The sequence below is a fragment of the Streptomyces sp. NPDC091972 genome (assembly GCF_044756385.1).
Taxonomy (GTDB): domain Bacteria; phylum Actinomycetota; class Actinomycetes; order Streptomycetales; family Streptomycetaceae; genus Streptomyces.
Window position 1 is genome coordinate 38,079 of record NZ_JBIVSV010000006.1, and the last position, 22,721, is coordinate 60,799.

Annotated in this window: 22 protein-coding genes and 1 pseudogene; 19 read left to right on the forward strand and 4 right to left on the reverse strand. The window is 69.8% G+C overall.

Annotation, left to right across the window (positions count from 1 at the left end):
- Positions 1-70 precede the first annotated feature (70 nt).
- Positions 71-1,651, forward strand: a complete 1,581-nt coding sequence (locus ACIQJT_RS19125; RefSeq protein WP_365457676.1) for an ABC transporter substrate-binding protein — start codon at positions 71-73, stop codon at positions 1,649-1,651.
- Positions 1,652-1,726: 75 nt separating this feature from the next.
- Here ACIQJT_RS19125 and ACIQJT_RS19130 read toward each other — a convergent pair whose 3' ends face one another.
- Together ACIQJT_RS19130 and ACIQJT_RS19135 are read right to left on the reverse strand one after the other, a co-directional pair.
- Positions 1,727-2,398: a response regulator transcription factor gene (locus ACIQJT_RS19130; RefSeq protein WP_020141342.1), complete on the reverse strand. Its 672-nt coding sequence runs from the start codon at positions 2,396-2,398 to the stop codon at positions 1,727-1,729.
- Positions 2,399-2,412: 14 nt separating this feature from the next.
- On the reverse strand, positions 2,413-3,282 hold the full coding sequence (locus ACIQJT_RS19135) for a RecB family exonuclease (RefSeq protein ID WP_402645685.1): 870 nt from the start codon (positions 3,280-3,282) through the stop codon (positions 2,413-2,415).
- A gap of 757 nt (positions 3,283-4,039) precedes the next feature.
- Here ACIQJT_RS19135 and ACIQJT_RS19140 point away from each other — a divergent pair.
- From ACIQJT_RS19140 to ACIQJT_RS19150, 3 genes are all read left to right on the forward strand, one after another.
- Complete coding sequence (locus tag ACIQJT_RS19140) at positions 4,040-5,530, forward strand: site-2 protease family protein (RefSeq protein ID WP_402644868.1); 1,491 nt, start codon at positions 4,040-4,042, stop codon at positions 5,528-5,530.
- Positions 5,531-5,568: 38 nt separating this feature from the next.
- Positions 5,569-6,471 (forward strand): tRNA (adenine-N1)-methyltransferase, encoded by a 903-nt coding sequence (locus tag ACIQJT_RS19145; protein WP_365457682.1) that lies wholly within the window; start codon positions 5,569-5,571, stop codon positions 6,469-6,471.
- 213 nt (positions 6,472-6,684) lie between these two features.
- Positions 6,685-7,263 carry a hypothetical protein gene (locus ACIQJT_RS19150; protein ID WP_365457685.1) on the forward strand — a complete coding sequence of 193 codons (579 nt, stop codon included), beginning with the start codon at positions 6,685-6,687 and terminating at the stop codon, positions 7,261-7,263.
- A gap of 68 nt (positions 7,264-7,331) precedes the next feature.
- On the opposite strand, the gene ACIQJT_RS19155 is transcribed toward ACIQJT_RS19150, so the two are convergent.
- Complete coding sequence (locus ACIQJT_RS19155; protein ID WP_365457688.1) at positions 7,332-7,637, reverse strand: ferredoxin; 306 nt, start codon at positions 7,635-7,637, stop codon at positions 7,332-7,334.
- Between the two features lie 244 nt (positions 7,638-7,881).
- On the opposite strand from ACIQJT_RS19155, the gene arc reads away from it, so the two are divergent.
- From arc to prcA, 6 genes and pseudogenes are all read left to right on the forward strand, one after another.
- On the forward strand, positions 7,882-9,648 hold the full coding sequence (gene arc / locus ACIQJT_RS19160) for a proteasome ATPase (RefSeq protein ID WP_365457691.1): 1,767 nt from the start codon (positions 7,882-7,884) through the stop codon (positions 9,646-9,648).
- A 245-nt stretch (positions 9,649-9,893) separates the two neighbouring features.
- Positions 9,894-11,405, forward strand: a complete 1,512-nt coding sequence (dop, locus tag ACIQJT_RS19165; RefSeq protein ID WP_365457694.1) for a depupylase/deamidase Dop — start codon at positions 9,894-9,896, stop codon at positions 11,403-11,405.
- Between the two features lie 155 nt (positions 11,406-11,560).
- Positions 11,561-11,779 (forward strand): ubiquitin-like protein Pup, encoded by a 219-nt coding sequence (locus ACIQJT_RS19170; RefSeq protein WP_067429475.1) that lies wholly within the window; start codon positions 11,561-11,563, stop codon positions 11,777-11,779.
- Between the two features lie 31 nt (positions 11,780-11,810).
- Positions 11,811-12,405: pseudogene (locus tag ACIQJT_RS19175) on the forward strand (endonuclease VII domain-containing protein).
- On the forward strand, positions 12,357-13,202 hold the full coding sequence (gene prcB / locus ACIQJT_RS19180) for a proteasome subunit beta (RefSeq protein ID WP_365457700.1): 846 nt from the start codon (positions 12,357-12,359) through the stop codon (positions 13,200-13,202). Before ACIQJT_RS19175 ends, prcB begins: the two are co-directional and overlap by 49 nt.
- A 61-nt stretch (positions 13,203-13,263) precedes the next feature.
- Entirely contained in the window at positions 13,264-14,019 is a 756-nt protein-coding gene (prcA, locus tag ACIQJT_RS19185; protein WP_402644874.1) for a proteasome subunit alpha, read from the forward strand.
- 71 nt (positions 14,020-14,090) lie between these two features.
- Here the strand turns inward: prcA and ACIQJT_RS19190 are convergent, their stop codons facing one another.
- Entirely contained in the window at positions 14,091-15,107 is a 1,017-nt protein-coding gene (locus tag ACIQJT_RS19190) for a LacI family DNA-binding transcriptional regulator (RefSeq protein ID WP_365457706.1), read from the reverse strand.
- 88 nt (positions 15,108-15,195) lie between these two features.
- Here ACIQJT_RS19190 and ACIQJT_RS19195 point away from each other — a divergent pair, with 88 nt between their 5' ends.
- From ACIQJT_RS19195 to tatA, 9 genes are all read left to right on the forward strand, one after another.
- On the forward strand, positions 15,196-16,455 hold the full coding sequence (locus ACIQJT_RS19195) for an MFS transporter (RefSeq protein WP_402644877.1): 1,260 nt from the start codon (positions 15,196-15,198) through the stop codon (positions 16,453-16,455).
- A 9-nt stretch (positions 16,456-16,464) separates the two neighbouring features.
- Positions 16,465-17,826, forward strand: coding sequence for a Pup--protein ligase (pafA, locus tag ACIQJT_RS19200; RefSeq protein ID WP_028801611.1), 1,362 nt, complete (start codon positions 16,465-16,467; stop codon positions 17,824-17,826).
- 127 nt (positions 17,827-17,953) lie between these two features.
- Positions 17,954-18,958 (forward strand): FKBP-type peptidyl-prolyl cis-trans isomerase, encoded by a 1,005-nt coding sequence (locus ACIQJT_RS19205; RefSeq protein WP_402644881.1) that lies wholly within the window; start codon positions 17,954-17,956, stop codon positions 18,956-18,958.
- Positions 18,959-19,046: 88 nt separating this feature from the next.
- On the forward strand, positions 19,047-19,418 hold the full coding sequence (locus tag ACIQJT_RS19210) for an FKBP-type peptidyl-prolyl cis-trans isomerase (protein WP_020117713.1): 372 nt from the start codon (positions 19,047-19,049) through the stop codon (positions 19,416-19,418).
- Between the two features lie 188 nt (positions 19,419-19,606).
- Positions 19,607-20,560, forward strand: coding sequence for a YafY family protein (locus ACIQJT_RS19215; RefSeq protein WP_053850558.1), 954 nt, complete (start codon positions 19,607-19,609; stop codon positions 20,558-20,560).
- A 19-nt stretch (positions 20,561-20,579) separates the two neighbouring features.
- Positions 20,580-21,644 carry a helix-turn-helix transcriptional regulator gene (locus ACIQJT_RS19220; RefSeq protein ID WP_402644884.1) on the forward strand — a complete coding sequence of 355 codons (1,065 nt, stop codon included), beginning with the start codon at positions 20,580-20,582 and terminating at the stop codon, positions 21,642-21,644.
- Entirely contained in the window at positions 21,641-21,931 is a 291-nt protein-coding gene (locus ACIQJT_RS19225) for a hypothetical protein (RefSeq protein ID WP_053850560.1), read from the forward strand. The genes ACIQJT_RS19220 and ACIQJT_RS19225 overlap by 4 nt, the downstream gene beginning before the upstream one ends.
- A 10-nt stretch (positions 21,932-21,941) precedes the next feature.
- A complete protein-coding gene (locus ACIQJT_RS19230; RefSeq protein WP_053850561.1) occupies positions 21,942-22,136 on the forward strand; it encodes a hypothetical protein in 195 nt (64 codons plus the stop codon).
- 258 nt (positions 22,137-22,394) lie between these two features.
- Positions 22,395-22,685 (forward strand): Sec-independent protein translocase subunit TatA, encoded by a 291-nt coding sequence (gene tatA / locus ACIQJT_RS19235; protein WP_053850562.1) that lies wholly within the window; start codon positions 22,395-22,397, stop codon positions 22,683-22,685.
- The last annotated feature ends 36 nt before the right edge of the window (positions 22,686-22,721 follow it).

Here is a 22,721-nt window from a genome sequence, read left to right on the forward strand (position 1 = left end):
CGCCTCCCTCGCCCGGGCCCAGAGGGACGGGCCCGGGACTCCACCCGAATCGACGACAAGGCAGTCGCACGTGAACAAGCGCATCCAGTGGCAGGTCCTGCCGATCGTGGCAGGGCTCGCCTCCGGTCTGCTGACCGGCTGCGGCACGGAGTCGGGGGACTCCGGTGCCGGCGGCTCCTCCGTGGTCATGGGGATGTCCGACGACGTCCTCGCCACGGACCCGGCCTCCGGCTACGACCCCGGCTCCTGGCTGCTGTTCAACAACGTCTTCCAGTCGCTGCTCAGCTTCCCCAAGGGCGGCACGGAACCGGAGCCGGACGCCGCACAGAGCTGCGAGTTCACCGACACCCGGACGCAGGTGTACGAGTGCACCCTCAAGTCCGGGCTCAAGTTCAGCAACGGTGACCCGCTCACCTCCGAGGACGTCAAGTTCTCCTTCGACCGCATGCTGAGGATCAACGACGACGCCGGTCCCGCGATCATGTTCCCGATGCTGGAGAAGGTCGAGACACCGGACGAGAAGACCGTCGTCTTCAGGCTGAACACCCCCGACGCGACCTTCCCGAGCAAGATCGCATCCGGCGCCGGCTCCATCGTCGACCACACGCAGTACGACGCCGACGGCCTGCGCGAGGACGGCGAGGCGGTCGGCTCCGGCCCCTACCGGCTCGACTCGTTCGACGACGACCAGGCCGTGTTCTCCGTCAACGAGAACTACGAGGGCGCCGCCGAGCCCCAGAACTCCGGCGTCACCCTGAAGTTCTTCCACGGCGACCAGGCCGCCCTGAAGACCGCCCTGACCGGCGACAAGATCGACCTCGCCTACCGCGGTCTGAGCGCCGGCGACATCGCCGACATCGAGAACGCCGCCCCCGACTCCGGCGTCGAGGTCGTCGAGGGCACCAGCGCCGAGGTCCAGCACCTCGTCTTCAACATGAACGACCCGGTCGCGGGCCGGCTCGGCGTCCGCAAGGCCATCGCCTACCTGCTCGACCGCGAAGCCCTCATCCACGACGTCTACCAGGGCACCGCGACCCCGCTCTACTCGATCGTCCCGGCCGGCATCGCGGGCCACAACACGGCCTTCTTCGACACCTACGGCGCCCAGCCCTCCAAGTCCAAGGCCGCGGCCGCCCTCGCCGCCGAGGGCATCACCGGCAAGGTGAAGCTGACCCTGTGGTCGACCCCGTCCCGCTACGGCCCGGCCACCGACCAGGAACTCAGGACGATCGCCCAGCAGCTCAACGCCAGCGGGCTGTTCGACGCCGACGTGAAGTCCGTGGCCTTCGACCAGTACGAGAAGGACATCGCGGCCGGCAAGTACGGCGTCTACGTCAAGGGCTGGGTGCCCGACTACCCGGACGCCGACAACTTCACGGCCCCCTTCTTCGGCAAGGGCAACGTCCTCGACAACAACTACACCAACAACAAGATCACCGGCTCGCTCATCCCCGAGACCGCCGCCCAGCCGGACCGCTCCGCGACGGACGACCCCTTCGGCACGCTCCAGGACCTCGTCGCCAAGGACGTCCCCGTCCTGCCGGTCTGGCAGGCCAAGCAGTACGCCGTCGTCCGCGACGACGTCTACGGCCTGGAGTACTGCCTCGACCCCTCCACGGTGTTCCGCTTCTGGGAACTCAGCAAGGGCTGATCCGGCCCCACGGACACGAAGAGGGCGCCCCCGGTCAGGAAGGGGACGCCCTCTTCGCTCTTGTACGGTGGGCGGCTACTGCGCGCCGGGACGCACCAGACCGCTCTCGTACGCGTACACCGCGGCCTGCACCCGGTCCCGCAGCCCCAGCTTCGTCAGCACATGGCCGACATGCGTCTTCACGGTGGTCTCGCTGACGAACAGATCCGCGGCGATCTCCGCGTTCGACAGCCCGCGCGCCACCAGCTTCAGCACCTCGACCTCGCGGTCGGTGAGCGTGTGCAGCGTGTCCGGCACCGGCTCGTCACCGGACGGCAGATGCGTGGCGTACTTGTCGAGGAGCCGGCGCGTGATGCTCGGCGCGAGCATCGCCTCACCCGCGGCCACCACCCGGATCGCCTGCACCAGTTCGTTGGCCGGGGCGTCCTTGAGCAGGAACCCGCTGGCCCCCGCCCGCAGCGCCTCCACCACGTACTCGTCGAGGTCGAAGGTCGTCAGCACCAGCACCTTGGCCGGACCGTCCCGGCCGGGACCGGTGATCTGCCGGGTCGCCTCCACACCGTCCATCCGCGGCATACGGATGTCCATCAGGACCACGTCGGGCTGAAGCGCCCGCACCTGGTCGAGAGCCTGAAGGCCGTCTCCGGCCTCGCCGACGACCGCGATGTCCTGCTCGGCCTCGAGGATCATCCGGAAGCCGGTACGCAGCAGCGGCTGGTCGTCGACCAGTAGGACGCGGATGGCCACGTGTGTCTCCTTCGCTAGTCCGGCCCCATTCTGCCCTGCTCGCCGGTCGCGGCCTCCACCGGCAGGGGGTAGGGCGGGGGAGTGCCGCCGAACTCCGGGCAGTGCTCCTGGTGGTCGCACCAGCCGCACAGCTTGGTCGGGCGAGGCCGCCAGTCACCCGTGCGCGTGGCCTGCCGGATCGCCTCCCACAGCGCCAGCAGTTTGCGCTCGACGCGCTCCAGGTCGGCGAGGACCGGGTCGTACGTCAGGACGTCACCGCTGCCCAGGTAGACGAGCTGGAGCCGGCGCGGGATCACGTTCTTCAGCCGCCACACCACCAGGGCGTAGAACTTCATCTGGAACAGCGCGCCCTCGGCGTACTCGGGCCGGGGCGCCTTGCCGGTCTTGTAGTCGACGATCCGCACCTCACCGGTCGGCGCCACGTCGACCCGGTCGATGATGCCGCGCAGCCTCAGCCCCGAGTCCAGCTCCGCCTCCACGAACAACTCCCGCTCGGCGGGCTCCAGGCGCGTGGGGTCCTCCAACGTGAACCACCGCTCGACCAACTGCTCCGCCTCGGCGAGCCACTGCGCCAGCCGCTCGCCGTCAGGATCGTCGGCGAACAGCTCCAGCACCTCCGGCCGGCTCTCCCGCAGCCGGTCCCACTGACCGGGGATCAGCGACTTGGCCGCGGGCGGAGTCCGCTCCCCGGCCGGAGCGTCGAACAGCCGCTCCAGCACCGAGTGCACGAGGGTCCCCCGGGTCGCCGCCGCACTCGGCTTCTCCGGCAGCCGGTCGATCACCCGGAACCGGTACAGCAGCGGACACTGCATGAAGTCGTTGGCACGGGAAGGAGAGAGGGAAGCAGGCGCGCCGGCCCGGGCCCCGCCACCGCTGTCCGCCACGCCGACGGCGGCTTCCGCGCCCCGCTGCCCGGCCGGCGCCGCTGCGGGAGTGGTCCCGGGCTGCGATGCGGGCGCCCGGGGGTCACCGGCAGGCGAGGCGACCGCCGTGGGCGCGGACCCGACGCCCGCCGCCTCCGCAACGGTCCCAGGCCGCACCCCGAGCTCGGCTCCGGACGCTCCGGGGGTCTCTGCGGAGACGTCCCCGCCCTGCCGCGCGCCCGAGGCGACGCCGGCGACCCCTGCGTCCGGCTCTCGAGCCGGCCCGGAAGCCGCTCCAGCCGCCCGGGGCTCACTCTCCTGCCCGTCCGCGACCGCCGCCGGTGCGACGCCCACGTCGACCGCCTCCGGTTCCCCAACCGTCCCGGACGGCCCGTCCGCCCCCGCCTCGTCGGCTGACGGGTCCCCGCCCTCCTGCCGCGCCGGGCTCGCTGTCGGCGTCACGGCCGTGTCGGCGGCGTCCGCTTCCTCAGCCGTGTCCCCGCTCTCCTGCCCGGCCGTGCCGGGGCGCGCCGCAGGTGTCGCCGGCGCTGCTTCCGGGGCATCGGCGGCGGACTCGGCCACGGCCTCCGTGCTCGTCTCCATGACCACAGACCATACGGCCCGCCACTGACAGTGACCCATTCGCGGCCGTGACCGCTGTGGCTCCTGAGGAAACGCGGGGGGTGCCGGGGCGGGACGCGGCGGGACCGCCGCATACCATCGACCCGAGACCCTTCCGCACGGCAGGCGCGGAAGACGCTTCGAACGAGGGGACATCGTGGACGAGAGCGGCGGGAGCGGGCAGCCGCGGCCCGGTACGGACCGGCCGGTCGAGCCCCACGCAGGGCCCACGGCCCGCACCACCGACCCCACGGCCCCCGACCGGCACGAGAACGGGAACCGGGCGGTCGACCCGTCCACCGGGACTCCGCACGCCGACGACCCGACCGACGGCCCCGACGCCGTAGGACAGCCCACCACGGACGACGACGCCCCCCAGGACCCGCCGACGGCTGGGAACGGGACCGGTGCCGGTGAGCCCGCCGAGCCCCCCGCCGACGAGCACCGCACCCTCGCCCACTCCGGCGCCCCCAAGAGCCCCCCGCCGCCGTCCCCCCAGCCGCGCGGCGGACTGCTGATGGGCCGTCCCTTCGGCGTGCCCGTCTACGTCGCCCCCAGCTGGTTCCTCGTCGCCGCGCTCATCACCTGGGTGTTCGGCGGCCAACTGGAGCGCGTGCTGCCCGAGCTCGGCGCCGCCCGCTACCTCGTCTCCCTCTTCTTCGCGGTCGCCTTCTACGCCTCCGTCCTGGTCCACGAACTGGCCCACACCGTCGCGGCCCTGCGCTTCAAGCTCCCCGTGCGCCGCATCCAGCTCCAGTTCTTCGGCGGCGTCTCCGAGATCGAGAAGGAGGCCGAGACCCCCGGCCGCGAGTTCGTGCTGGCCTTCGTCGGCCCGCTGCTCTCGCTGGTCCTCGCCGGCCTCTTCTACCTCGCGATGCAGCCCGTCGAACCCGGCACCGTCCCCGGCGTCCTGCTCGCCGGCCTGATGGTCTCCAACCTCATCGTGGCCGCCTTCAACCTCCTGCCCGGCCTCCCCCTCGACGGCGGCCGCATGCTCCGCGCCGTCGTCTGGAAGATCACCGGCAAGCCCATGAGCGGCACCATCGCCGCCGCCTGGGTCGGCCGCGCCCTCGCCGTCTGCGTCCTCATCGGCCTCCCGCTGCTCACCCAGTCCGGAGCCCTCGGCTCCTCCGCCGAGGACAACGTCGGCATGGACACCGTGATGGACGCCCTGCTCGCCGCGATCCTCGCCGCGATCATCTGGACCGGCGCCGGCAACAGCCTCCGCATGGCCCGCCTGCGCGAACACCTCCCCGAACTGCGCGCCCGCACCCTCACCCGCCGCGCGGTCCCCGTGGAGAGCCACACCCCCCTCTCCGAGGCCCTGCGCCGCGCCAACGACGCCGGGGCCCGCGCCCTCGTCGTCGTCGACGCCGAGGGCACCCCGCTCTCCCTCGTCCGCGAGGCCGCCATCGTCGGCGTACCGGAACACCGCCGCCCCTGGGTCGCCGTCAGCGGCCTCGCCCAGGACCTCACCGACGGCATGCGGGTCTCCGCCGAGCTCGCGGGGGAGGACCTCCTGGACACCCTCCGCGCCACCCCCGCCACCGAGTACCTCGTCGTCGAGGAGACCGGCGAGATCTACGGCGTGCTCTCCGCCGCCGACGTCGAGCGCGCCTTCGTGAAGGCCATGGCCAGACCCTCCTAGTGGTCGGAGGCCCCTCCGCGGACCGGTAGGCTGTTCACATGTCCGAACCGACCGGTGCCGCCCGCAGGCGCGGGCCCTTCAAGGTCGGGGACCAGGTTCAGCTGACCGACCCCAAGGGCCGCCACTACACGTTCACGCTCGAAGAGGGAAAGAACTTCCACACCCACAAGGGTTCCTTCCCGCACGACGAGCTGATCGGCGCACCCGAGGGCAGCGTTGTCCGCACCACCGGTAACGTCGCCTACCTCGCGCTGCGCCCCCTGCTCCCCGACTACGTCCTGTCCATGCCCCGCGGCGCCGCCGTGGTCTACCCCAAGGACGCGGGGCAGATCCTCGCCTTCGCCGACATCTTCCCCGGCGCCCGCGTCGTGGAGGCCGGTGTCGGCTCCGGCTCGCTCAGCAGCTTCCTGCTGCGCGCCATCGGCGACCAGGGCATGCTGCACAGCTACGAGCGCCGCGAGGACTTCGCCGACATCGCGAGGCAGAACGTGGAGCGCTACTTCGGCGGCCCGCACCCCGCCTGGCAGCTCACCGTCGGCGACCTCCAGGACAACCTGTCCGATGCGGACGTCGACCGCGTCATCCTCGACATGCTCGCCCCCTGGGAGTGCCTGGAGGCCGTCTCCAAGGCGCTCGTGCCCGGCGGCATCCTGTGCTGCTACGTCGCCACCACCACCCAGCTCGCCCGGACCGTGGAGTCCATCCGCGAGATCGGCTGCTTCAACGAGCCGACCGCCTGGGAGACGATGATCCGCAACTGGCACATCGAGGGCCTGGCCGTCCGCCCCGACCACCGGATGATCGGCCACACCGGGTTCCTGCTCACCGCCCGCCGCCTCGCGGACGGCGTCGAGCCGCCCATGCGCCGCCGCCGCCCCGCCAAGGGCGCCTACGGCGAGGACTACGCCGGCCCCAACGCCGACGGGGGCTCCGGCCGCTGAGACAGCCCCGCGCGGCAGTCAACGTACGGGCGCCGGGGTGGAGTTCCCGCAGACCAGCGGAACTCCACCCCGGCGCTTTCGTATTGAGGGAACGGCAGAAACCGCCGCGGGAAAACCCGTACGAGTACCCACCCCGCCGTTCCCCCGATCTGTGACGTGTGGCACCATGCTGGCCACCCCCCACCGGCACAGCCCTCACAGGAGACGCTCCTAGTGCAGCAATCCGCCGTCCCGGAACTGGCACACACGCACACCCGCCCGATCCACTGGCTCGCCACCGCCACCGCCGTGGCGGGAGTCGTCGCCCTCTCCTCGGTCCTGCAGCCCAACCCCGCGACAGCGGCCCAGGCGGCCGGTCCAGAGGCCAGAACCGCCCCGGTGGCCACGACGGCACCCGACCCCGCGGACGTCCGCTTCCCGATCGACTGCGGCCCGGTCGAGGCGAAGGTGCAGAAACGGGTCTCCGGAGACCTCGACGGCGACGGACGGCCGGAAACAGTCGTCGTGGTGCACTGCGACGCCCCCATGGGCACCCCGCCCGACGCCGTCTACGTCATCACACACGCGAAGGGCACCGGCGAACCCCGGGTCGTCGCCACCCTGCTGAGCCCCAAGACCCGCAACACCGTCACCGACTTCACGCTGAGCGACGGCGCCGTTCGCGCTACCCTCCTCGGCTACTCCACGTCCGACGTACCCAGTTGCTGCCCGGACGTGAAGGAAGAGGCGAAGTGGCAGTGGAAGGACGGCGCGTTCATCCGCTCGACCCCCGCGGGCACGCACACCGTCTGACCGAAGCACTCACACCGGACTCACATCTGTGAGAAATCAGACAGTGGTCACGCAGGGTGGCTTTCCGGTCACTCTGCGTCCGGACCGTAGATCTCGACCCTGTCCGAAACCCGACGTACGTGGATGCACTCGCCCGGACACTCCTTCGCCGAGTCCACCACATCGGTGAGGAGCGGCAGCGGTACGGGCGTTGTCGCGCCCTTGGCCTGCAACAGCTCGTCGTCGGCCCCCTTGACGTAGGCCAGCCCGTCGATGTCCAGCTCGAACACCTCCGGCGCGTACTGCGCACAGATGCCGTCACCGGTACAGAGGTCCTGATCGATCCAGACCTCCAGGGTCTCGCCCGCGACCCCGACCTCCTGCTGCACTCTCATCTCTCCTGCCGTTTATGCGTCGAGCCGAACGGGAATCCGGCCAGCTCTGACGGGTGTTGAACACTTCGACCCTACCTTCGGCAGCTTTCCAATCTTGTTCGGTGGGTATTCCCCTGGCGTGAGGGAGAGCGCAAGGGTGAAGATCGGACACACCTCGACAGTCTTTGTGATCTAGGGGTTTCAATCGACACCCACCCAGGTAGGGTCTGGAAGCGTCCAGCTCCCCTTGGAGGAGGTGAGGACCGTGGCAGCCCACGACGACGACATGAACCGCGGCATCCGCCCGGGACGAGGGTCCGACGACCCGTCCGGGCAGATTGCCTACCTTGAGCAGGAGATCGCCGTCCTGCGACGCAAGCTCGCCGACTCTCCGCGACACACGAGGATTCTCGAAGAGCGGATCGTCGAGCTGCAGACCAACCTGGCCGGCGTGTCCGCCCAGAACGAGCGACTCGCCAACACGCTCCGTGAGGCCCGCGACCAGATCGTGGCCCTCAAGGAGGAGGTCGACCGGCTCGCACAGCCCCCGGCCGGCTTCGGCGTCTTCCTCGAAGCGAACGAGGACGGCACCGCCGACATCTTCACCGGCGGCCGCAAACTGCGGGTGAACGTCAGCCCCAGCGTCGAACTCGAAGAGCTCCGGCGCGGCCAGGAAGTAATGCTCAACGAAGCGCTCAACGTGGTCGAAGCCATGGAGTTCGAGCGCGTCGGGGACATCGTCACCCTCAAGGAGATCCTCGAGGACGGCGAACGCGCCCTGGTGCTCGGGCACACCGACGAGGAACGGGTGGTACGGCTCGCCGAGCCGCTGCTGGACGTCACCATCCGCCCCGGCGACGCCCTGCTGCTCGAACCCCGATCCGGCTACGTCTACGAGATCGTTCCCAAGAGCGAGGTCGAGGAACTCGTCCTCGAAGAGGTCCCCGACATCGGCTACGAGCAGATCGGCGGACTCGGCGGCCAGATCGAGGCCATCCGGGACGCCGTCGAGCTCCCGTACCTCTACCCGGACCTGTTCAAGGAGCACGAACTGCGCCCGCCCAAGGGCGTCCTGCTCTACGGACCCCCCGGATGCGGAAAGACGCTCATCGCCAAGGCCGTCGCCAACTCGCTGGCCAAGAAGGTCGCCGAGGTCACCGGCCAGGCCACCGGCAAGAGCTTCTTCCTCAACATCAAGGGTCCCGAGCTCCTCAACAAGTACGTCGGCGAGACCGAGCGGCAGATCCGCCTCGTCTTCCAGCGTGCCCGTGAGAAGGCCAGCGAGGGCACTCCCGTCATCGTCTTCTTCGACGAGATGGAGTCCCTCTTCCGCACCCGCGGCTCCGGCGTCAGCTCCGACGTCGAGAACACCATCGTCCCGCAGCTCCTCGCCGAGATCGACGGCGTCGAAGGCCTGCAGAACGTGGTCGTCATCGGTGCCTCCAACCGCGAGGACATGATCGACCCCGCCATCCTGCGCCCCGGCCGGCTCGACGTGAAGATCAAGATCGAGCGGCCGGACGCCGAAGCCGCCAAGGACATCTTCGGCAAGTACCTCACCGAGCGCCTCCCCCTGCACGCCGACGACCTCGGCGAGCACGGCGGCAGCAAGGCCACCACCGTCCAGAGCATGATCCAGACGGCCGTGGAACACATGTACGCCGAATCCGAGGAAAACCGCTTCCTGGAAGTCACCTACGCCAACGGAGACAAGGAAGTCCTCTACTTCAAGGACTTCAACTCCGGCGCCATGATCGAGAACATCGTCGGCCGCGCCAAGAAAATGGCGATCAAGGACTTCCTCGACCACAACCAGAAGGGCCTCCGCGTCTCCCACCTCCTCCAGGCATGCGTGGACGAGTTCAAGGAGAACGAGGACCTGCCCAACACCACCAACCCGGACGACTGGGCCCGCATCTCCGGAAAGAAGGGCGAGCGGATCGTCTACATCCGCACCCTCATCACCGGAAAGCAGGGCGCCGACACCGGACGCTCCATCGACACGGTGGCGAACACCGGTCAGTACCTGTAAACACAGGGCGGCTGCGGGTGCCCACAACGGGGTACCCGCAGCCGACTGTTTTTCAGGCAACTAACCGGACCAAAGGCGAGCAAGGCAATGACGCAAATGATCTCCCCACCAGCGCAGAGCCGTTCTAGGCTCTTCGGTACCGCCGAGTCGCGCAGTGCGGGGACGGGCACCGCACACGCACCGGAGCGCCAGCGGTACTTGAGCGCCGCCCCCGACCGAGGGCGCCGCCGGGCAAGGAGGGCCGCATGACCGTACGGCGAGTAATGGGCATCGAGACGGAGTACGGGATCTCCGTCCCCGGCCACCCCAACGCCAATGCCATGCTCACCTCATCCCAGATCGTCAACGCCTACGCGGCGGCGATGCACCGGGCCCGCCGGGCCCGCTGGGACTTCGAGGAGGAGAATCCGCTGCGGGACGCGCGGGGCTTCGACCTCGCCCGCGAAGCCGCCGACTCCAGCCAGCTCACCGACGAGGACATCGGCCTCGCCAACGTCATCCTCACCAACGGCGCACGGCTCTACGTCGACCACGCACACCCCGAGTACAGCGCCCCCGAGGTCACCAATCCCCGCGACGCCGTCCTCTGGGACAAGGCCGGCGAACGCATCATGGCCGAGGCCGCCGAACGCGCCGCCCAGCTCCCCGGCGCCCAGCCCATCCACCTCTACAAGAACAACACCGACAACAAGGGCGCCTCCTACGGCACGCACGAGAACTACCTGATGAAGCGGGAAACCGCCTTCTCGGACATCGTGCGCCACCTCACGCCCTTCTTCGTCTCCCGCCAGGTCTTCGCCGGAGCCGGCCGCGTCGGCATCGGCCAGGACGGCCACGAACACGGCTTCCAGCTCAGCCAGCGCGCCGACTACTTCGAGGTCGAGGTCGGCCTCGAGACCACACTGAAGCGCCCCATCATCAACACCCGCGACGAGCCCCACGCCGACGCCGAGAAATACCGCCGCCTCCACGTGATCATCGGCGACGCGAACCTCTCGGAGATCTCCACCTACCTCAAGCTCGGCACCACGGCCCTGGTCCTGTCGATGATCGAGGACGGCTTCATCGCCGTCGACCTCGCCGTCGACCAGCCCGTCCGCACCCTCCACCAGGTCTCCCACGACCCGACCCTCCAGCGCCTGGTCACCCTCCGCAGCGGCCGCACACTCACCGCGGTCCAGCTCCAGATGGAGTACTACGAACTCGCCCGCAAGTACGTCGAAGAACGCTACGGCGCCGACGCGGACGACCAGACCAAGGACGTCCTGGCCCGCTGGGAGGACACCCTCAACCGCCTGGAGCACGACCCCATGAGCCTCGCCGGCGAGCTCGACTGGGTCGCCAAGCGGGAGCTCATGGAGGGCTACCGGCGCCGTGACGGCCTCGACTGGGACGCGGCCAAGCTGCACCTCCTCGACCTCCAGTACGCCGACGTACGGGCCGACAAGGGCCTCTACAACCGTCTCGCGGCCCGCGGCCGCATCAAGCGCCTGCTGGACGAGAACGAGGTCGAGCGGGCCCGCACCAAGCCCCCGGAGGACACCCGCGCCTACTTCCGCGGCCGCTGCCTGGAGCAGTACGCCGACGACGTCGCCGCGGCCTCCTGGGACTCGGTGATCTTCGACCTCCCGGGCCGCGACTCGCTCCAGCGGGTCCCAACCCTCGAACCGCTTCGCGGAACGCGAAATCACGTCAAGGAGCTCCTGGACCGCTGCCGCACGGCAGAAGACCTGGTCAGGGTGTTGTCGGGCAACTGAACGGATACCCGGGCCGGGTTCTCCCGCAGGGTGGAAAACCCGGCCAGAGGGAATCATCGAGATGGCCCCCGTACGTTGTAGGAACTGCGGGGCCGATGTCAGACCCTGCTTGTAGGGTCTGATCAAGAACGTCGAACCGAGCGGGGTGAGGGGTTATGGCGACCAAGGACACCGGCGGCGGACAGCAGAAGGCCACCCGCAACACCGAGGAGGTCGAGGAGCAGACTGCGGAGGCGCAGGGTTCCGAGGACCTCAAGGAACGCCAGGAGAAGCTGAGCGACGACGTCGACTCCGTCCTGGACGAGATCGATGATGTACTCGAGGAGAACGCCGAGGACTTCGTTCGAAGTTTCGTTCAGAAAGGCGGCCAGTAACCTTCGAATCGAAGGTTGCGGGGGTCTCTCGGTGGTAAGCGGAAAGGATGTGAAGCGCTGCTCGCGGTGCAAGGAGGCAAAGCCGCGAGCAGCCTTCGCTAACAACAAGTCCGCTCGTGATGGTCTGCAGGCCTACTGCCGCGAGTGCTGGTCTGCCTACCACCAGGCTCGGCAATTGGCTAAAGGGAAGAACGTCCGACCCAGGGTGGAGACGCCTGAAGGGCACAAGTTCTGCCGCGGTTGCGGCGAGGCCAAGCCGTACAGCGAAATGGCACCGCAACGCGACAGCATCGGATGGCCTCGCCACGTGCTGCAAGACGTGCAAGGCCGCACGGGGCAGGCAGGGGCATCTCAAGCGGCAGTACGGCATCACCGAAGCCGAGCGTGACGAGATGGTCGCCTCTCAGATGGGGCTCTGTGTGATCTGTCTGAACGCTCCGGCCGTGCATGTGGATCATTGCCACAGGACGGGTAGGGTCCGAGGCGTACTGTGCTTCAACTGCAATTCGGCCATCGGCAAGTTGGGTGATCACCCCGACGCCGTCCGCCGGGCCGCCGCTTACTTGGAAGGAATCGCGTGGAAGCCAACACTCGTAGCACCGGGCGTCTACCAGCTGCCTTCCTGACGCCTGGGTCGTCGTCCTTCATGGACTTCCTGTCCGAGCATCAGCCGGAGATGCTGCCGGGGAACCGGCAACTGCCGCCCACGCAGGGCGTGATCGAGGCGCCGCATGGCACGACCATCGTCGCCGTCACGTTCCCCGGGGGCGTCGTGCTCGCCGGTGACCGACGGGCGACCATGGGGAACGTCATCGCCCAGCGGGACATCGAGAAGGTGTTCCCGGCCGACGAGTACTCGGCCGTCGGGATCGCCGGCACCGCCGGCCTCGCCGTGGAGATGGTGAAGCTGTTCCAGCTGGAGCTGGAGCACTTCGAGAAGGTCGAGGGCGCCCAGCTGTCGCTGGAGGGCAAGGCGAACCGGCTGTCCACGATGATCCGTTCCAACCTGGGCATGGCGATGCAGGGGCTGGCCGTGGTGCCGCTGTTCGCGGGGTACGACGTGGACCGGGAGAGGGGGCGGATCTTCTCCTACGACGTGACCGGCGGCCGCAGCGAGGAGCACAACTTCGCCGCGACCGGTTCGGGCTCGATCTTCGCGCGCGGTGCCATGAAGAAGCTCTTCCGCGACGACCTGACCGAGGAGCAGGCCACCACCCTCGTGGTGCAGGCCCTGTACGACGCGGCTGACGACGACTCGGCGACCGGTGGTCCCGATGTCGCCCGCCGGATCTACCCGATCGTCACCGTGATCACCGAGGACGGCTTCCGTCGGCTCACCGACGAGGAGTCCTCCGAGATCGCCCGTTCGATCCTGGAGCGGCGTCTGGAGCAGCCCGACGGCCCGCGGGCCGCGCTGCTGTAGGCGCCACCCCGTCTTGTTCAAGGTGATCGCAGTGACTTCCACAGAAAGGGACGGATAACCGGTGTCGACGCCGTTCTATGTCTCCCCCCAGCAGGCGATGGCCGACCGGGCGGAGTACGCCCGCAAGGGCATCGCCCGTGGTCGCAGCCTGGTCGTGCTGCAGTACGCCGACGGCATCGTGTTCGTCGGCGAGAATCCGTCCCGTGCGCTGCACAAGTTCAGCGAGATCTACGACCGGATCGGCTTCGCGGCCGCCGGCAAGTACAACGAGTACGAGAACCTGCGGATCGGCGGCGTCCGCTACGCCGACCTGCGCGGGTACACGTACGACCGTGACGACGTGACCGCCCGCGGTCTGGCCAACGTCTACGCCCAGACGCTGGGCACGATCTTCTCCTCGGCCGGCGAGAAGCCGTACGAGGTGGAGCTGGTGGTGGCGGAGGTCGGTGAGACGCCGGACGGGGACCAGATCTACCGGCTGCCGCACGACGGTTCCATCGTGGACGAGCACGGCTCGGTCGCGGTGGGCGGCAATGCCGAGCAGATCAGCAGTTACCTGGATCAGCGTCATCAGGACGGGATGAGTCTGGCGGAGGCGCTGAAGCTGGCCGTGCAGGCGTTGTCCCGTGACACCAACGGCAGTGAGCGGGAGATTCCCGCGGAGCGGCTGGAGGTGGCGGTGCTGGACCGTACGCGTCCGCAGAAGCGCAAGTTCAAGCGGATCGTGGGGCGTCAGCTCGGTCGGCTGCTGGAGGCCGGGGGCGCGTCCACGGAGGCGGAGAGTTCGGACGAGGCGGAGGGCTCCGACACGGAGTAGTCCCGCCGGTCCCGTTCGACCGTCGCCCTTTTTCTGTGCCCCGGCCGACCTCCGGCCGGGGCACAGGGCGTTCAGGGGGCGCTGGGCGGGGCCGTGGAGCCCCGTACGACCAGCTCGACGGGGATGTCGCCGGCATCGGGTGTGCGGCCCTCCAGGACGGCCAGCAGGGCCTGCATGCCGCGTTCGCCGAAGAGCTCGGCGTCCAGTCGTACGGTCGTGAGCTCGGGGTCGAGGGCGGTGGCGAGGGCGAGGTCGTCGAGGCCGGTGACGGAGATGTCGTCGGGGACGCGCAGTCCGAGTCGCCGTACGGCTTTGTAGGCGCCGGCGGCGAGTTTGTCGTCGTCGCAGACCAGGGCGGTGGGGCGGGGCCCGGGGGCGGCGAGGGCGGCTTCCGCGGCGGCCAGAGCGCCGTCGATGGAGATGGGGGCGCGGGCCGTGCGGACGGAGGTGCCGGGGACGGTGGCGAGTCGTGCGGCGAGTTCGCGGGCGCGTACGTCGAAGGTCCAGGAGGGGATGTCGGCGGCGAGGTGGAGGAAGCGGCGGTGGCCGAGGTCGAGGAGGTGGGTGGCGACCTGGCGGACGCCGTCGGCGATGTCGAGGTTGACGGTGGCGGCGCCGAGGCTGCCGGAGGGGTCGCTGTCGAGCATGACGAGGGGGAGCTGGTCGCCGCGGATGGCGGTGAGGGCGTCGGCGGCCATGGAGGAGGCGATGACGCCGTCGAGGGCGGCCTGGGCGGAGGCGAAGGGGTCGCGGGCGGGGCCGACGCCTTCGGGGGAGGGGTAGAGGACGACGCCGAAGCCGTGGTCGGCGGCGACGCGCGCGGCGCCGGTGTAGACGCCGGCGAAGAACTCCGTGGTGAGGGCGGGGACGACGAGGAGGACGGTGCGGGTGTGGCCGAGGCGGAGGTTGCGGGCGGCGAGGTTGGGCCGGTAGCCGAGGTCGCGGGCGGCTTCCCGGACGCGTTGGGCGGTGGTCTCGGAGACGCGGCCGCGCCATTTGTCGCCGAGGACGAGTGAGACGGCGGCCTGGGACACTCCGGCCGCCTGTGCGACGTCGCGGCTGGTCGGTCGCGTGCTGCTGCGTGCCACCGTGGGTCCGCTCCTTCGTCTGGACGTCCGAACAGCGCACATGGTACGTATGGGAGTCGAAGTTATACGTATTACTTGGAGGCGGGACATGGCCGCGGGATACCTGGAGATCCTCAGGGCGAGGCATGCGGCGCGCCTGCTGACGGGGACGCTGGTGGGCCGGCTGCCGAACGCCACCGCGGCGATCGCGATCGTGCTGTTCGTCCGGGCGGAGGGCGGCACGTACAGCCTCGCCGGGGCGCTCGCGGCCGTGTACGGGGTCGCCAACGCGGTGGGGCAGCCGGTGCTCGGGCGCCTGGTGGACCTGCACGGGCAGCCGCGGGTGCAGCTCCCGGCCGCGGTGGTGTCGGCCCTCGCGATGGCCCTGTTCGCCTTCACCGGCACCGAACCGCTCCCGCTCGCCTATGCGGCCGTGGCGGCCGCGGGGCTCTTCACGCCGCCGCTGGAGGGCGGTCTGCGGGCGCTGTGGCCGAGCGTGCTGCGCCGGGAGGACCAGGTGCACACGGCGTACGCCATGGACGCGGTGGCGCAGGAAGTCATGTTCACGGTGGGGCCGTTGCTGGTGACGCTGTGCGTATCGCTGTGGTCGGCGCAGGCGGCGCTGGTGGTGCTGAACGTGATCGGGGTGCTCGGGGCGCTGTCGGTCGTGGTGTCGCCACCCTCGCGCGCGTGGCGTTCCGGGCCGCGCGAGGCGCACTGGCTCGGTGCGCTGCGCTCGCCCGGGCTCCTCGCGCTGCTCGGCGCCTTCCTGTTCGTCGGGATCGCGCTCGGGTCGATCACGGTGGCCTCCGTGCCGTACGCGGACGAGCACGGCGGGGACGCGGTGTACGGCTGGCTGATGGCCGGCATCGGTCTGGGGGCCCTGCTGGGCGGCACGGTGTACGGGGCGCGGCAGTGGGCCGGTGAGCCCGCGCGGCGACTTCAGGTCCTGGTGGCCTTCCTGGCGGTGTGTTACCTGCCGCTGACGCTGATGCCGGGCGCGGTCGCCATGACGCTGCTGATGGTCCTGGCGGGTGTGTTCCTGGCGCCCGTGATCGCCTGCGCCTTCGTCCTGGTCGACCGGCACGCGCCGGCCGGGACGGTGACCGAGGCCTTCTCCTGGATCGTGACGACGTTCACCGTGGGCGCCTCGGTCGGAACGGGACTGGCGGGGCCGGTCGTCGAGGGCGGCGGGGCCCTGTGGGGGTTCGCCGTGCCGGGTGTCGCGGGGGGTGTGTCCCTGCTGGTTCTGCTGGTCACGGGACGCGTCCTGGCGGCTCCCGCCGGTCGGGTGGTGGTTGCGGCTTCATCGGAAAATGATCCAAACCGTGCGGCCGAACCCCGTTTCAGCTCGGGGGATCGGGCGTAATGTTCAGTCATGGACCGCCGCATTTTCGGGCTGGAGAACGAGTACGGCGTCACGTGTACGTTCAGGGGACAGCGCCGCCTGTCTCCCGACGAGGTGGCGCGGTACCTCTTCCGCCGTGTCGTGTCATGGGGCCGCAGCAGCAATGTCTTTCTGCGAAACGGCGCCCGCCTCTATCTCGACGTGGGCTCACATCCGGAATACGCGACACCCGAATGTGACAACGTGACCGAACTGGTCACCCACGACAAAGCGGGCGAGCGCATTCTCGAAGGACTCCTGGTGGACGCCGAACGACGCCTGCACGAGGAAGGAATCGCGGGCGACGTCTACCTCTTCAAGAACAACACGGACTCGGCCGGCAACTCCTACGGCTGCCACGAGAACTATCTGGTGGCCCGCCACGGGGAGTTCTCCCGGCTCGCGGACATTCTCATTCCGTTCCTGGTCACGAGGCAGCTTCTCTGCGGCGCCGGCAAGGTGCTGCAGACCCCGCGGGGCGCGGTGTACTGCGTCAGCCAGCGGGCCGAACACATCTGGGAGGGCGTCTCCTCGGCGACGACCCGGTCCCGGCCGATCATCAACACGCGCGACGAGCCGCACGCGGACGCCGAGCGCTACCGCCGCCTGCACGTCATCGTGGGCGACTCGAACATGTCCGAGACGACCATGCTGCTGAAGGTCGGCGCGACCGACCTGGTGCTGCGCATGATCGAGGCGGGCACCGTCATGCGGGACCTGACCCTGGAGAACCCCATCCGGGCGATCCGCGAGGTCAGCCACGACATCACCGGCCGGCGCAAGGTGCGTCTGGCCAGCGGCCGGGAGGCCTCCGCGCTGGAGGTGCAGCGCGAGTACTACGAGAAGGCCGTGGACTTCTGCGAGCGCCGGGGCATCCGCACCGGAACCGTGGAGCAGGTCCTGGAGCTGTGGGGCCGCACGCTGGACGCGATCGAGGCGGAGGACCTCGACCGGATCGGCACCGAGATCGACTGGGTCATGAAGTACAAGCTCATCGAGCGGTACCGGGCCAAGCACAACATGACCATGTCCCACCCGCGGGTCGCGCAGATAGACCTCGCGTACCACGACATCCACCGCCGTCGTGGGCTCTACTACCTCTTGGAGAAGAAGGGTCAAGCAGCCCGTATCTGCAACGACTTGAAGATCTTCGAGGGCAAGTCCGTGCCCCCGCAGACCACTCGGGCCCGGCTGCGCGGCGACTTCATCCGCAGGGCACAGGAACAGCGCCGGGACTTCACCGTCGACTGGGTCCACCTCAAGCTCAACGACCAGGCGCAGCGCACGGTGTTGTGCAAGGACCCGTTCCGTTCGGTCGACGACCGGGTCGAGAAACTGATCGCCGGAATGTGAGCAAAGCGTTCCGCGGCACCGCCGGAACGCAACACGGGCGCCGTACGTTTCCCGTACGGCGCCCTTCGCACGCCGTAGAGTTGCGCGCACGCCATCAACAAGATCGACCGATTACGAGGCCCCCACCGTGCGCCGACGCTCCCTTCTCATCGCCGTTCCCGCAGGACTGGCCACACTCGCCGCCTGCGGTGACGACAAGTCCGACTCGAGCGAGGCGAGCGACAGCACGTCACCCTCGCCGTCGTCCTCGGGCTCCCAGGCGCCGCCGCCGAAGATCGTGGACGGTCCGCTGCCGGCGGTCACGGCGGGTGCGAAGTTCGGGCAGAAGCCGACGGTCGCCAAGGGCAGCGGCGATCCGTCGAAGGACCTCGCGGTCAAGACGCTCATCGCGGGCGGCGGCACCACCATCGCCGAGGGCGACTACGTCCAGGCCCACTACCTGGGCCAGATCTGGAACACGGCCAAGGTCTTCGACAACTCCTACGACCGCAAGACGGCCCTGGTCATCCAGCTCGCGCAGAACAGCATCATCGACGGCTGGCGGTACGCCCTGACGGGCAAGAAGGCCGGCAGCCGGGTCCTGTTCTCCGTGCCGCCCACCTGGGGGTACGGCAAGGAGGGCAACGCGCAGGCGGGCATCAAGGGCACCGACACGCTGGTGTTCGTCGTCGACGTGCAGGACACGTTCAACGCGAAGAGCTCCGCCAAGGGCAAGAACGTCGCGCAGAGCGACGCCAAGCTGCCCAAGGTGGGCACCAACACCGACGGCCAGGCTCCCTCGATCGAGATTCCCAAGGCGGACGCGCCGACGAAGCTGGTGTCGGAGTACGTCATCGAGGGCGACGGCGACGAGGTCGCGGCCGACAGCACGCTGCTCGTGCAGTACAAGGGCGTCGTCTGGGACTCCGGCAAGGAGTTCGACTCGACGTACAAGCGCAAGCAGCTCGCGTCGTTCTCGCTCCAGCAGGTCGTCAAGGGGTGGGCGCAGGGTCTGACCGGCAAGAAGGTCGGCAGCCGGGTGCTCATCTCCATTCCGCCGAAGCTGGGTTACGGCGACAACCCGCCGGCCGGCAGCGGTATCGAGAAGGACTCCACGCTGGTCTTCACCGTGGACATCCTCGCGAAGATGTGACGCACGGGGGACACGCGCGAAGGTCCCGGCGGCGGGGATGTAAGACTGGTCCCTGTTGCCTTTCCGTGAACAAGCAGGAGCGAGTGACGTGAGCATCGACAAGCCCGAGATCGACTTCCCGGGCGGCGAGCCCCCGGCGGACCTGGAGATCAAGGACATCTGGGAGGGCGACGGCGAGGTTGCGCAGGCCGGCCAGACCGTCACCGTCCACTACGTGGGCGTGGCCTTCAGCACCGGCGAGGAGTTCGACGCGAGCTGGAACCGTGGCCAGCCCTTCCGCTTCCCGCTGGGCGGCGGCCGGGTCATCAAGGGCTGGGACCAGGGTGTGCAGGGCATGAAGGTCGGCGGCCGCCGCCAGCTCACCATCCCCGCCCACCTCGCCTACGGCAACCAGAGCCCCACCCCGGCGATCAAGCCCGGTGAGACCCTGATCTTCGTGGTCGACCTCCTCGGCGTCTGATCGTCGTACCGGAGTCACCGGAGAAGTCGTAAAAGATCGCGTCGCGGTCTGATCGTCGTACGGCATCCGACCGGACCTGATCGAGCGGGGCCCATGCCTGTCCGGGCATGGGCCCTCGGCTTTTGCCTTGCTCCTCCGGGGCGGTACGGTCATCGTCCGTAAGCACCATAGGGAGGCGAAGGGCGTCGATGGCCATTGCCAAGGCCGAGCGGCTGATGAACCTGGCGCTGTGTCTGCTCGGGACGCGACGGCCGCTGAGCAAGCGCGAGCTCAGGGAGTCCATCGAGGCCTACCTGGAAGCCAATTCCGACGACTCCTTCAACCGGATGTTCGAGCGCGACAAGGACGATCTGCGCGAACTCGGGCTGGTGATCGAGACCGTTGAGAACCTCGACGGCGAAGTCGGCTACCTCGCCCGCCGGGACAGCAACCGGCTGCCGCCCATCACCCTCGACGCCGAGGAGGCCGCCGCCCTGGGACTGGCCGCCAAGGTGTGGCAGCAGGCCCGGCTCGCCGGCGCGGCCAGCGGCGCGCTGCAGAAACTGCGCGCGGCCGGGCTGCCCGAGGACGTCGACCCGTACGAGGCGCACGGCGCCCTGGAGCCGCGCATCCCGGTGCACGAGGCGTCCTTCGAGCCGCTGATGCTCGCCTGCCGTGACCGCCGCCCGGTCGTCTTCGACTACCGCAAGGCCACCGCCGCCCGCCCCGAGCCGCGCCATGTCGAGCCGTGGGCGCTGGAGTGCTGGCGCGGCCACTGGTACCTGGCCGGATTCGACCGGGACCGGGGTGCCGAGCGGGTCTTCCGGCTGTCCCGGATCACCGGCAAGGTGCGCTCGCGCGGGGCGCGGTTCACCGCCCCCGTCCCCGACGTCGTCACCGTCCGCGAGACCGTGGCGAGCTGGGCGGGGGAGACCGCCGACCGCAGCGCGCTGATCCGGCTGCGCACGGGCGCCGGGTACCCCTTGCGGGCGAAGGCCACCTCGGTTCGGGAACTGGGCGACGGCTGGGACGAGTTGGAGATTCCGTACGGCCACGGGCTGGACGCCTGGCTGGTCGAGTTCGGTCCTGACGTGGTGGTCCTGGAGCCCGCCGAGCTGCGGGCCGACGTGGTGGACCGGCTGCGTGCCGTGGCCAAGGGCTGAGGGGGAGCGGAAGAGAACTGTGGCAGGCAAACCGGTCAGGCCCACGAACGCCATCGACCAGACCCGGCGGATGCTCTCGCTGGTGACCTATCTGAAGGAGCGTCCCGGCGCGCGGGTCGAGGACGTGGCCCGCGCCTTCGGGATCACCGAGGACGAGCTGGTCTCCGATCTCGACGTGCTGCCCATGTGCGGCACCAGCTTCCGCGGCGGCGACCTCCTCGACATCGACACCGACGGCGAGCGGATCTGGTGGCACAACCCCGCCGCCCTCGGCGAGGAGACGGCCGAGCCGCTCCGGCTCGCCGCCGACGAGGCGACCGCGCTGCTGGTGGCCGCCCGCGCGGTCGCCACGCTGCCCGGCCTCCGGGAGAGCGACCGGCAGGCGCTGCTGCGGGCCACCGCCAAGGTGGAGACCGCGGCCGGCGAGACCGCCGGGGCCAGCGCCCGCCTCTCGGTGACCTTCGAGTCGGAGGGCGGCGTCTTCGCGGACGTCGACCGGGCCATCTCCGAGCGCCGGCGGCTGTGGATCCGCTACTACTCGCCCGCCCGCGACGAGCTCACCGAGCGCGAGATCGACCCGATCCGCCTGGTCAGCGTCGGCCACACCTATGTGGAGGCGTGGTGCCGCCGCTCCGAGGCGCGGCGCACCTTCCGGCTCGACCGGGTCGCCGAGATCAAGATCCTCGACGAGCCGTCCGCGCCGCCCGAGGTCGAGCTCAGGGACCTGTCGGAGGGGCTCGTGCAGCCCGCGGCCGAGGACCCCGAGGTGGTCGTCGAGGTCGGTCCCGGCGGACGCTGGGTCGCGGAGTACTACCCGCACGACAGTGCGGATGAGCTTTCCGACGGCGGGCTGCGTATTACGCTGCGCACCCCCGACCCGGCGTCACTGCGCAGGCTCGCGCTCCGGCTCGGCCGCGACGGCCGGATCGTCTCGCCGCGCGGCCTCGCCGACAGCGCCCGCGAGGCCGCCCGCGAGGCGCTGGCGGCCTACGACGGGGTCGAGGCGCAGGGCACGCACGCGGCGGACGCGGGGCTCGACAGGCAGGACGACGGTCAGTACGACAGGCAGGAGCAGGGGCTTTGAGCGAGTCGGCGACGTCCGGTGCGGGCATCACGGTGGCTGCCGCCTTCGCGGGGATGAGAAGCGCGGCCCCGGTGACCTTCAAGGCGGGCTGCCCCGACTGCCGGGAGCGGTTCGAGCTGGCGGCCAGCGCGCTGCGCCTCGCCATCGGCGCGAGCAGCCGCACCACCTTCTACTCCTTCACCTGCCCGGAGTGCGGTGCGGCCGTCCGCAAGCCGGCCGGCGAGCGGATCGTGGAGCTGCTGACCGGCGGCGGGGTCCGCACGCTGCGGCTGCACTCCACCCTCTAGGCTCGGTGCCATGTTCTGGCCGATGTTCGCGGTAGCTGTGGGTTTCGTGGGTCTCGCCGTGCTCGGGGTGCTCGCCGTGCGGGTCTTCCTGGAGGCCCAGCGTCTCGGGCGCCAGGTCACGGACTCCGCGCGGCGTATCAGCAGGGCAGCGGAGGATCTGGAGCGCGCGGCGGTGAGCACGGCGCGTTCTGTGGACTCGCTGTGAGTACGGCTGAGAGTTGGGTGTGAGTCGGGCGCCGCATGCGTTTTGGGCCACTTCGACCTGTCACCGTGGCAGGCTCGGCAGGTACGCTGCTGGTCGCGGACCGGATAACGAGGCTCGGCCGCGAACCGGGAGTACGCACAGGGATTGCCAGGCGTTCACCCCTGAGCGTTACGATCGCTGCCAGCACGGCTGATCGGACATATGTCCGACCGGTCGGACAGCACCCCACAAGCCGCCTCGGTGAGAAGGTAAAGACTTATGTTCGGAAGGCTCGGCGCCCCCGAGATCATTCTCATCCTCGTCGTCATCATCCTGCTGTTCGGCGCGAAGAAGCTTCCCGACATGGCGCGCTCGCTCGGCAAGTCCGCCCGCATCCTCAAGAGCGAGGCCAAGGCGATGAAGGAGGAGGGCGGCAGCAACACGGCCACCCCGGCCGGCCCGCCCAGCACCGACGAGCAGAACCCGGCTCAGCGCACCATCCAGGCCGCCCCCGGCGACGTGACGAGCTCGCGCCCGGTCACCGAGCCGACGGACACGACCAAGCGCTGACGCGGGGCCGGTGACCACCGGCCCGCCCGCACGAGA